The 10,412-nt window shown below is 70.3% G+C and carries 9 protein-coding genes; 6 read left to right on the forward strand and 3 right to left on the reverse strand.

Annotated elements, in window-relative coordinates; all coding sequences use genetic code 11:
• Together ACFXN1_RS43090 and ACFXN1_RS43095 are read right to left on the reverse strand one after the other, a co-directional pair.
• Positions 1 to 1,466: glycosyltransferase family 39 protein (locus ACFXN1_RS43090; RefSeq protein WP_379463908.1), on the reverse strand; the 1,466-nt coding region annotated here is incomplete at its 3' end.
• A gap of 258 nt (positions 1,467 to 1,724) precedes the next feature.
• Positions 1,725 to 2,633, reverse strand: coding sequence for a hypothetical protein (locus ACFXN1_RS43095; protein ID WP_379438607.1), 909 nt, complete (start codon positions 2,631 to 2,633; stop codon positions 1,725 to 1,727).
• A 172-nt stretch (positions 2,634 to 2,805) separates the two neighbouring features.
• Here ACFXN1_RS43095 and ACFXN1_RS43100 point away from each other — a divergent pair, with 172 nt between their 5' ends.
• From ACFXN1_RS43100 to ACFXN1_RS43110, 3 genes are all read left to right on the forward strand, one after another.
• The gene (locus tag ACFXN1_RS43100) at positions 2,806 to 3,903 is read left to right on the forward strand and encodes a nitrilotriacetate monooxygenase (RefSeq protein WP_379438605.1); all 1,098 of its coding nucleotides are present in this window, start codon (positions 2,806 to 2,808) and stop codon (positions 3,901 to 3,903) included.
• Positions 3,900 to 5,261 carry an NtaA/DmoA family FMN-dependent monooxygenase gene (locus ACFXN1_RS43105; RefSeq protein WP_379438603.1) on the forward strand — a complete coding sequence of 454 codons (1,362 nt, stop codon included), beginning with the start codon at positions 3,900 to 3,902 and terminating at the stop codon, positions 5,259 to 5,261. Before ACFXN1_RS43100 ends, ACFXN1_RS43105 begins: the two co-directional genes overlap by 4 nt.
• 86 nt (positions 5,262 to 5,347) lie before the next feature.
• Positions 5,348 to 7,180: an APC family permease gene (locus ACFXN1_RS43110; RefSeq protein ID WP_379438602.1), complete on the forward strand. Its 1,833-nt coding sequence runs from the start codon at positions 5,348 to 5,350 to the stop codon at positions 7,178 to 7,180.
• 45 nt (positions 7,181 to 7,225) lie between these two features.
• On the opposite strand, the gene ACFXN1_RS43115 is transcribed toward ACFXN1_RS43110, so the two are convergent.
• Positions 7,226 to 7,567 (reverse strand): hypothetical protein, encoded by a 342-nt coding sequence (locus ACFXN1_RS43115; RefSeq protein WP_379438600.1) that lies wholly within the window; start codon positions 7,565 to 7,567, stop codon positions 7,226 to 7,228.
• A gap of 179 nt (positions 7,568 to 7,746) precedes the next feature.
• Between ACFXN1_RS43115 and ACFXN1_RS43120 the strand changes: the two genes are divergently transcribed.
• From ACFXN1_RS43120 to ACFXN1_RS43130, 3 genes are all read left to right on the forward strand, one after another.
• On the forward strand, positions 7,747 to 8,994 hold the full coding sequence (locus ACFXN1_RS43120) for a hypothetical protein (protein WP_379438599.1): 1,248 nt from the start codon (positions 7,747 to 7,749) through the stop codon (positions 8,992 to 8,994).
• Positions 8,991 to 9,479 carry a hypothetical protein gene (locus tag ACFXN1_RS43125; protein ID WP_379438597.1) on the forward strand — a complete coding sequence of 163 codons (489 nt, stop codon included), beginning with the start codon at positions 8,991 to 8,993 and terminating at the stop codon, positions 9,477 to 9,479. Before ACFXN1_RS43120 ends, ACFXN1_RS43125 begins: the two co-directional genes overlap by 4 nt.
• A gap of 142 nt (positions 9,480 to 9,621) precedes the next feature.
• A complete protein-coding gene (locus ACFXN1_RS43130) occupies positions 9,622 to 10,311 on the forward strand; it encodes an NUDIX domain-containing protein (protein ID WP_379438596.1) in 690 nt (229 codons plus the stop codon).
• The last annotated feature ends 101 nt before the right edge of the window (positions 10,312 to 10,412 follow it).

Genomic DNA, 10,412 nt, shown 5'->3' on the forward strand with positions numbered 1-10,412 from the left:
GCCGCGGCGACCACCGACAGCGCCACCAGCGTCCAGCGCAGCCACGGCAGCCATTCGGGGGTGCGGTGCAGCAGCACGAACGACCACCCGCCGGTGGCGAGCGACATGACCGCGAGGGTGCCGCGGGCCGCGAGATGCGTACGGCGCTGCCACAATTGGGCCGCGCCGATGCCGATCAGCGCGGCCATCGCCGGCACCAGTTCCATGGCGTAGTACGAGTGGAAGCTGCGGCTCATGTAGCTGAGCACGGCCCCGGTGACCAGCAGCCAGCCACCCCACAGCAGCAGGCCGGCGCGCACGCGATCGGTGCGCGGCAGCCGGCGGGTCAGCCACAGTGCAGCGATCAGGGCGATCAGCGCGGCGGGCAGCAGCCAGGAGAATTCGGTGGCGAGCTCACCGCTGAACAGGCGGGTGAGGCCGGGCTGCGAACCGAAACCGCCGAAGCCGCCGTGCATCTGGGACGGGTCGGCATGCTGGGCCGGATCCGGTGTGGGCATCGGGGGCGGCGTGGGCCGGTGGCCGCCGCCGTTCTTGTTCCCCAGCACCCGGCCGAGGCCGTTGTAGTCGACGGCCAGTTCCCAGAGGCTGTTGCTGGTGGAACCGCCGATGTAGGGCCGGGATCCGGCGGGCCACAGCTCGACCAGCGCCACATACCAGCCCGCGGACAGCACCAGGGCCATGCCCGCGGACGCCAATTGCGTGATGCGCGTGCGCCATCCGCCCGCACCGGCCACCAGCACCACCAGCGCGAGGCCGGGCAGCACCAGGAAGGCCTGCATCATCTTGGCGAGGAAACCGAGCCCCATGAGCACGCCCGCGCCGACCAGCCAGCCGGTGCTGGCGGACCAGAAGCGTTCGCCGCGGGCATCGATGGCCCGCACCGTGCAGTAAGCAGCGGCCACCAGCAGTAGGAGCATGAGGGCGTCGGGGTTGTTGAAGCGGAACATCATGGCCGCCACCGGGGTCACCGCGAGCGCCGCGCCGGCGATGAGGCCGGCGGCCGGTCCGGCCCAGCGCCGCACCGCGGCGATGAGCAGCGCCACCGCGGCCACGCCCATGAGGGCCTGCGGCGCGAACATGGACCAGGAGTTGAAGCCGAAGATGCGGCCGGACAGGCCCATCGCCCACATGGCGGCGGGCGGCTTGTCGACGGTGATGGAGTTCTGCGGGTCCAGCGACGCGAACAGCAGGGCCTTCCAGCTCTTGGTGCCGGACTGCACGGCGGCCGCGTAGTAGCCGTTGCCCCAGCCCGCGCCGCCGAGGCCCCACAGGTAGACGACGGCCGTGGCGATCAGCAGCGCCAGGGTGGCCGGTCGCTCCCAGCGCGGCTGCCCGGGCGGGGTGAGCAGCGTCGCCCACCGCGACGCGCGCCTACCCTCCGACAAGGCTGCGTTGTCCTCCCCGATGGCGGCGTCGCCGCCTCCGGAGGAGGCCGCATCGCCCGCGACGCTGGTGATGGTCGACATGCCACCCGCCTTCCTGTGTTCCCAGATTCCGATTGACCTCGCGGAGCCTAGGCGGCGGGTTTTGAACCGAGCTTCAGGTCGGCTGGGAGTTCCCTGTGAGAGACGGCGAGGGCGCTTCTACCTGGGCCGACAGCAGGAAGGGCAGCCATCCGGATGCCCTTCCGCGTGTCGTCCGGCGCTGCGGACCGCGTTGTTCGGTTGTCGCGCTCCGGGGACATCGGCAGTCGCACACGGCCTCTCCGATCCCGGCGGGTGTGGTCAGACGGTGGGCAGGGTGAAGGCGGCGGTGCGGACCTTGTCGGCGTGCTTGAAGTCGAGGAACAGCCGGTAGGTGCCGCGGCCGGGAACGGCGGTGTGGAAGGTGATGTCGGGGCCGGGCGCGGTGACGCCGTCGCCGGGCTCGCCGTTCGGGTGCACGTGGACGTAGGCCAGATCGCCGGCGCGCAGGATCACCAGATGGCCGTAGGCCGCCAGGTAGGGCTGCAGATCGGTGACGGGCGCGCCGTCCTTGCGCACGGTGAGGGTGAGCAGGCGGCCCTCGCCGGGAACCAGATCACCGTCCAGGGTGACCTGGTAGCCGTCGATGGTGATGGTGCGCTGCGGCTCCGGCGCGGTGCCTGGCCGGTAGTCGCCCGCGATGGCGAAATCGGCTCCCAGCGTGATGGTCTTGCCGAGGGCGCGCGGCGCGATATCGGTGAAGGCGCGGTAGGCGCCCGCCTCGGGGAGGTTCAGCCGGACGGTCCAGGTGCCGTCGGCCCGTCGCTCCGGGTGCACGTGCCAGAAGCCGGTCAGCTCGCGCTGCACGACGATCAGGTGCAGTTCCTTGTCGTGGATGGCGTCGAAGTCGTTGACGGGCAGGCCGTCCGGGCCCAGGATGCGGAACCGGAACTCGATTTCGCCTGCGGCCACGACCTTTTCGGCGAGGTCGAGGGTGTAACCGTCCTGGGTGATCTGGAGTCCGCCCGGCAGGCCGCCGTCGTGGCCGCCGTGGGCGCCGTGCGCCTCGTGGGCCGCATGAGCCGCGTGATCGCCGTGCCCGGCGTGGGCCGCGTGATCGGCATGGTGGGCGTGAGCAGTGTGGTCGACCGGGGCCACGTGGTGAGCATGCGCGGCGTGATCGCCGTGAGCCGCGTGGTCGTGGTGTCCGGTGTGCGCCTGGGTGGTCATTTCTCTTCCCTCTCAACTGCTTCGGTGCCTTACGAAAAATCAAGTTAATACCCCCCAGGGGTATGTGCAAGATGTGCCGTTGTGAACTGGATCACCGCCGAATCGGCGCGGGTTCGGATCACCGTGACGGCAACCGTGGCCGGACGAGCACGGTTCGACAATCGTCCAACCCATGGCGAGCGAGAGCGAGTACCGAACGGGCCTGTTCGCGTTGGGAATCGAACTCGACGGGGAGGGTCACCACCCCGCCGCGTGGCATCGAGCCGGACACGAACCAGACCGTCTATTGCATCCACAGACCGTGCGCACCCGGGTCCAGGCGGCGGAGAACGCGGGCTTCACGTTCGCGACCTTCGACGATGCCCTGAACCCCGGACCCGGTCCGGGCGGGCGGCTCGATGCCACCACCCGCGCGGCCTTCGTCGCGGCCACCACCAGCACCCTCGGCCTGGTCCCGGTGTCGGCGGCGACCTACGCGGAGCCGTTCCACCTGTCGTCGCAGCTGGCCTCGCTGGACTATGCCGCGCGCGGCCGGGCCGGCTGGCTGGCCGTCGACGAGCCGGGCGCGGCCCGGGCCTGGGGAGCCACCGCCCGCGAGACCCCGGCCGAGATCCGGCGCGAGCGCGTCGATGCCGTCGAAGTCGCACGGCGACTGTGGGATTCGTGGGAGGACGACGCGGTCGTCCGCGACTACGCGGCCGGGAAGTTCCTGGACCGCGACAAGCTGCACTACATCGATTTCATCGGCGAGACCTTCTCGGTGAAGGGCCCGGCCATCGTGCCCCGGCCGCCACAGGGGCAGGTCGTCGTATTCGGCTACGGCGCAGCGGGAACCGAGGGCATCGATGTGGCACTGGTGAGCGGAACCACGCTGCCCGAGATTCACGAGGCGATCGAGAGCGCCCGAGCGGAAGGGGTTTCGCGCGTACTCGTGGATATCGAGGTCACCCTGGACACGCCGACCGCGACCGCTGCGGAACGCCGCACGGATCTGGACAGTCACGGCGACCCCGGATCCACTGGGCGACTGTCCTTTTCGGGCTCGCACGCCGAGCTGACCGCCCGGCTCACCGAGCTGGCCCCGATCGCCGACGGCGTCCGCCTGCATCCGGCCGTCATCGACGAGGACCTTCCCGTCCTCGCCCGTTATGTCCTCCCCGCCCTGCTGCGCGCGGGTCTCGCTCATCGCCCGGTCCCCGGTTCGACGCTGCGCGCGAATCTGGGCCTGGCCCGCCCCGCCAATCGCTACGTCAAGGAGCTCGCCCGATGACCGAGGTCCCCTTCCCCGACGCCCAGGTGCATTTCGGGGTCTTCTTCCAGGGCGTCAATCACCACACCGTCTGGGCGGATCCGAGCAGCGGTTCGCAGATCGACTTCGAGACCTTCCGCCGGGTCGCCACCACCGCCGAGCGCGGCCTGTTCGACGCCTTCTTCCTGGGTGAGGGCCTGCGCCTGCGCGAGCAGGACGGGCAGCTGCTGGACACCGATATCGCCGGACGGCCCGACGCCATCACGCAATTGGCGGCGCTGGCGGGAATCACCACGCGAATCGGCCTGGTGGCCACGCAGAATGCCACCTACAACGAGCCCGCCGATCTGGCGCGCCGGCTGGCGAGCCTGGATGTGCTGTCGGGCGGGCGCGCAGGGTGGAATGTGGTGACCACCGACAATGCCTGGACCGGTGAGAATTTCCGGCGCGGCGGATTCCTGGATCACACCCAGCGCTACGAGCACGCCGCCGAATTCCTGAGCCTGGCACGGGAGATCTGGGATGCCTGGTCCGGCAATGCCATTGCGGCGACCCGCGAGCACGAGAGCTGGCTGCACCCCGGTGCGGTGCGCGTGGTCGAACGCGACAGCGCGCAATTCAAGGTCGCGATCACCCCGACGGTGCCGCGGAGTCCGCAAGGTCATCCGGTGATCTTCCAGGCGGGTGTCTCCCCCGCCGGTCGCGATTTCGCGGCCGCGCAGGCGGAGGTCATCTTCTCCCCCTTCGGCACCGATTTCGATCCGGCCCTGGAATTCGCGAACGATATTCGTGCCCGGCTCGCCGCGGCGGGGCGGCCCGCCGACGATATCCGGATTCTGCCCGGCACCCAGATCGTGCTGGCCGAGACCGCCGCCGAGGTCGAGGAGAAGCGGCGCTGGGTGCTGGAGCAGCAGATCACCGGCGCGACAGCGCTCTCGCTGGCGGGGCAGGTGTGGGGACGGGATCTGTCGCACCTGGATCCGGACGGCCCGCTGCCCGCGGAAGATCCGGCGCCGTCGGTGATTTCGTCCACCCGCGGCGCGCAGCGGGACGGGCAGGACCGCGGGGTGATCGTGGCGCAGTGGCGGGCACTGGCCGAGTCGAAGGGGCTGACGCTGCGGCAGGTGGCCGTCGAGACCACGGCCCGTTTCGGTTTCGCGGGCACGCCGGGGCAGGTCGCGGATGAGCTCACCCGCTGGGTGCGGTACGGCGCGAGCCACGGCTTCAACATCACCCCGTGGCGGGTTCCGGCCGGTCTGGACGAGATCGTGGACCTGCTGATCCCCGAACTCCAGGAACGCGGTTCGTATCGGACCGCCTACACCGGTGTCACTCTGCGCGAACACCTGGGCCTGCGCCCGCCCCTCACCCGGCGCTGACGCCCGCTCACCGCTCCGCGCAAAAATACGCCGGAAGGCGGTGTCATACCGCTTGGTCCGGGCGGCGGCCGCGTTCAATGAGGGCCGTGGTCGAGACACTCGAGACTCCGAAGAAGCATCCGCTGACCGTCGACCGGCGGCTGCGCCGCGATCAGCGCGGGGACGCCTATCGGCTGACCGCGCTGGGCGGGCTCGCGGCGCTGTCGCTGGACGCCCTGTCGAGCGTGGCCTACGGCCCGGAAGCCATTGTGCTGGCGCTGATTCCGGCCGGGATCGGGGCGGTGTCGTGGACGCTGCCGGTGTCGCTGGCCATCACGGCGCTGCTGCTCGTGCTGGTGCTGTCGTATCGGCAGGTCATCGCGGTGCACCCGGATGGCGGCGGCGCGTACGCGGTGGCCAAGAAGGATCTCGGGCGCGGGGCCGCGCTGCTGGCGGCGGCCAGCCTGGTCGTCGACTACGTGCTGACCGTGGCGGTCAGCCTGGCGGCGGGCGCGGCCAGCCTGGCCAGCGCCTTCCCCGCCCTGGCCGATCATCTGCTGCTGGTGACGCTGCTCGGGCTGGTGGTGCTGACGGTGCTGAACCTGATCGGCATCGCGGAATCGGCCAAGGTGCTGATGGGGCCGACCATCGTGTTCGTGCTGGCCATCTTCGCGGTCATCGCCGGCGGCTTCCTGCACCACGATCCGGTGGCGGTCATCGGCACCGATCTGGGTCCGGTGGAGCCGGTCGAGGCGGTGGGAATCGTGTTGCTGCTCAAGGCGTTCTCGGCCGGCTGCTCGGCGCTGACCGGTGTCGAGGCCATCGCCAACGCGGTGCCCGCCTTCCGCACGCCCGCGGTGAAACGCGCCCAGCACACCGAGATGGCGCTGGGCGCGCTGCTGGGGATCATGCTGATCGGGCTGTCGCTGCTCATCCGGCAGTACCACATGGTGCCGCGCGGGGACGTGACGATTCTGGCGCAGCTCTCGGCGGCCGCGTTCGGCACCGGCTGGATGTTCTATCTGACCAATATCGCGGTGACCGTGGTGCTGGTGCTGGCCGCCAACACCAGTTTCGGCGGGCTGCCGGTGCTGCTGTCGCTGCTGGCCAAGGACCACCGAGTGGCGCACGCCTTCGCCATGCGGTCGGAGCGGCCGGTGTTCCGGTACGGCGTGGGCGCGCTGGCGATCCTGGCGGCGATCGTGCTGCTCATCGTGAAGGCGGACACGCATCGGCTGCTGCCGGTGTTCGCGATCGGCGTGTTCATCGGATTCACCATCAGCCAGATCGGTCTGGTGCGGCACTGGCGGGAGGTGCGCGGGCCGGGCTGGCTGCCGCGCGCGCTGCTCAATGGTTTCGGCGCGGTGCTCACCGCTGTCGCCGGGGTGGTGCTGATGCTGGAGAAGTTCCGCGAGGGCGCGTGGCTGCTGTTGATCATCATCCCCGCCCTGGTGCTGCTGTTCGCGCGCACCGAGGACTACTACGCGCAGGTCGCGAAGGTGCTGGAGCTGGGCCGGATTCCGCCCGCGCCGGCGCCCGGCACGAAGACCAGCCTCATCGTGGTGCCGGTGGTGGCCGTCAGCGCGCTCACCGAGCAGGCCCTGACCACCGCGCTGCGACTGGACGGCGAGGTGGTGGCGGTGGCCGTGGCCATCGAACCGGACTCGGCGAAACATCTTGGGGCGCAATGGAAGAAATGGAATCCGGGCGTGCCGCTCATGGTGCTGCCCGCTCCGAACCGCAGCCTGGTGGCCACGCTGGTCGGGTACGTGCGCAAGCAGACGGCCAAGGGCCACCAGGTGACGGTGCTGCTCACCCAGGTCGAGACGCGCCGCTGGTGGCATCGGCTGCTGCACAATCCGCGCGGGCCGGTGCTCACCGCCGCGCTGCGCGCCCGCACCGATGCCGTGGTGGCGACCCTGGCCGTGCGGGTGGATTGATCACGGCCGCGCGGGAGGCGAATCGTCCGCTATGTCCGGGACTCGCTACGCCTCGTGGCGCTCCGGGACCTGCCCCGTGGCATAGCGGGCGTAGGTATTCTCCGGGTTCACCGTGATGATGTCGGCGACGGCCACCAGATCGGAAGGTACGCAACCTCCTTCGAAATGATCGACGCTGGGCACGATGACGGCCTCCAGGTCGAGCCGTGAGACCAGCATGCGGAGCCGTTGCACCGGCCGGTCGGTCCGCGGGCCGAACACCACCGTTCTGCGCAGGTCGTAGCCGAGCCGGTGGGCCAATCCGCGTATCCGGGCCTCATCCCATTGCAGACGTTCGCCGGATATGTCGCTCCGCAACCATCCGATCGCACTGGGTTCCGATGTCATGGCTATCCCTCGGGGGTTTTCGCTGCCGGCCACTGTGCCGACTTCAACGTTGGTCCGCCGCAGGCGATTGATCGATGGCGTGCGATGGGGAAAGTACGGGGCAAATGAGGGTCATGGCGGCACGGCAAATCTGTGGAAAGCCTATTCTCGGGAGAGGTCCAGCAGAGAGGCCGCATGCCGTGACCGGACGGAACGAGCTGCTCATCGAGGCTCGGCTGCGCATGGAATCACCCGGAGCGCCGGGACAATCGATGACTCGCCGGGAGTTGGCCGACGCCGTCAACGACCAGGTCTTCCGGGCCACCAGCAAGCGCGGGGCCGTCGACGAACGGCACGTCGGCAAGTGGGAGCGAGGCGAAACGACGTGGCCCAGAAGGCATTACCGATCCGCACTGCGTGCGGTCCTGAACGTGGCGACCGATGCCGAACTCGGCTTCAGCACGCCGCATCGCGCGGTGGATGACGAGCCCGTGAACCGCAAGCAATTCCTGTCCAGCGCACTCGTGGTGACCACGAACGTGGTGCTGTCGAACTCCGCGCCAACCGAATCCGAGCTCATCGACACCATGGCCGGACCGACCGCCAACTATCGGCGGATGGAATCCTCGGTGCCCTCGGATCGGCTGGCGCCGGTGGTGGACGCGCACCTCGATCTGGTGGCGGGGGTGGTGCGGGATCGGCTGCGCACCTCCGGCGGCTTCCGGGCGCTGTCCGAAATCGCCGGGCTGGCAGCGTGGCTGGCGGCCGACCGCGGTGACGACGCGGCGGCGCGGCGGCGCTACGTGGAGGCGATCCGCCATGCCGAGCGCACGCATCATCCGCTGCTGGTCTCGTACATGACCGCCAGCCTCGGGCATTACGCGGTCGAAATGGGTGATGCCCGAGCGGGTTTGACCCTGTTGCGCACTGCCGCCGCGCAGCTGGGGCGCGAGGCGCCCGACAGTGCCGGGGCGTGGATGTCGTCGCTGCTGGCCGTCGCCTACGCCGCGACCGGGGATCGCGCCGGTGCGCTGGGGGCGTTGCGGCGGGCCGAGCGGCTGGTGGATCGGCAGGGTGGAGAACCGCAGTGGCCGTGGGTGTTCGTCTTCGACGGGCCCAAGGCGGCGCGGTATCAGGCCAGCGCGCTGACCCGGCTGGGCGACAATCGCGCGGCACACCTCGCCTTCGAGAACGCGGACTCCGCGCTGACCGCCGAGAAGCCGCGTGCACTGGCCAAGGTCGAGCACGCCCAGGTGCTGGCGCCCAGCGGCGACATCGAGGCGGGCTGCGCGCTGGCGGCCGAGGCGCTGCTGGTCGGTCTCACCTATCACAGCGAGCGAATCACCCGCCTGGCCAGAGCATTCCGCGCCGATCTGCCCGCGCGTACCGTCGAGGCGAGGGCACTCGACGACGCCCTCGCGACCCTCTACGGACGAGACGATCGATGACGAGCGTCGCCATCACCGGGCATCGCGGGCTGCCCGCGGCCACACTCGCCCTGGTGGATCGGGCGCTGCGACTGGAGGTGGCGCTGCGCATCCGGCCCGGCGGCCCGCCCCCGGTCGGGGTGAGCTGCCTGGCCGACGGGCCGGATTCGCTCTTCGCGCAGGCGATCCTGGATGCCGGCGGTGTACTGATCGCGGTCGTCCCGGCCCGGCGGTACCGGGCGAGCCTGCCCGCATTCCATCACCCGGTCTACGACCATCTCCTCACCGCCGCCGACCGGGTCATCGAACTGGACCGCGAGGAATCGAACCCCGAGGCGCACCAGGCCGGCAGCCTCCGCATGCTCGACGAGGCCGGGGAGCTGCTGGCGGTGTGGGACGGACTGCCCGCGCGCGGTTTCGGCGGCACCGCAGATGTGGTGGCGACGGCCCGCGCGCGCGACATGCCCGTGACGGTGGTGTGGCCCGAGGGCGCCGAGCGGCCGTGACCCGCCCGCCGATCACCAGCTGGCGGACCTGCGAAGTCACACGGGAAGTGTTCTCCGAGAACGACGCCGAACAGGTTGTCGACCTCGTACTGAACGGGCTGCTGCACTTCCGCTGACGTGATCACCACTCGAAGATGGGTTCGTGCGCGGCGACGGTAATGGGTGGTTTCGCGATCTCGACGGGGTGCGGCACTGGGGGCGGTACGGCGCGGCCGGGCTGCTCCTGCGGGTTCCGCTGGCCGAATCAGATTCCAGCGCAGTGCTTCTGCAATTGCGGGCGCGAGGGCGAGCGGGGACGCGGGGGACGTGGACGATTCCGGGTGGCGCGTGCGACAGCCACGAGAGCGCAGTGGAGGCCGCGTTGCGGGAGGCATGGGAGGAAACGGGAATCGATCCCGGGCGGGTGGTGATTCGCGGGGAGCGGGTCACCACCCGGGCGCCGGGTGGGTGGACTTTCACCACGGTCGTCGGGGACGCGCGCATCGCAGCGCCGGTGCGACCCGACCACGAGACGCATGCGGTGCGGTGGGTTCCGGAGAGCGAGGTCGCCGCGCTGCCCCTGCATCCGGATTTCCGGGAGGCGTGGCCGCGGCTGCGGGCGGAGCCGGTGTATCTGCTGCTGGACAACGGCTTTCATCGCGGGGCGGGGCAGGTGCTGCCGCGGACGGTGGAGGTTTCGGGGCAGGGCTTCGTATGGCTGCATCGATCGGGCGAACCAACCGGTCGCACTGCCCGATTCGTCACCGGCCCACTCCCGTACTACCAGCGTCCGAGCGAGCAGCTGCTGCTGCACCGGGGGCAAGTCTTCCCCGAATCCGTCACACCGTCTTGACCTCAATGGAGGTTGAGGTACCAGGATGCCTGCATGGGCTGCTCGCAGCCCGGCCCCGGGGGGGGGGGGGGGGGAGAGGAGCAGGCGAGGAGGAGAGAAGG

The organism is Nocardia sp. NPDC059154, from assembly GCF_042755705.1.
In the GTDB taxonomy this organism is placed as follows: domain Bacteria; phylum Actinomycetota; class Actinomycetes; order Mycobacteriales; family Mycobacteriaceae; genus Nocardia.

Coding starts and splice junctions, on each gene's coding strand:
- ACFXN1_RS43100 (WP_379438605.1), top strand. CDS start 2,806: ATGGCGAGCGAGAGCGAGTACCGAACGGGCCTGTTCGCGTTGGGAATC.
- ACFXN1_RS43115 (WP_379438600.1), bottom strand. CDS start 7,567: ATGACATCGGAACCCAGTGCGATCGGATGGTTGCGGAGCGACATATCC.
- ACFXN1_RS43105 (WP_379438603.1), top strand. CDS start 3,900: ATGACCGAGGTCCCCTTCCCCGACGCCCAGGTGCATTTCGGGGTCTTC.
- ACFXN1_RS43095 (WP_379438607.1), bottom strand. CDS start 2,633: ATGACCACCCAGGCGCACACCGGACACCACGACCACGCGGCTCACGGC.
- ACFXN1_RS43125 (WP_379438597.1), top strand. CDS start 8,991: ATGACGAGCGTCGCCATCACCGGGCATCGCGGGCTGCCCGCGGCCACA.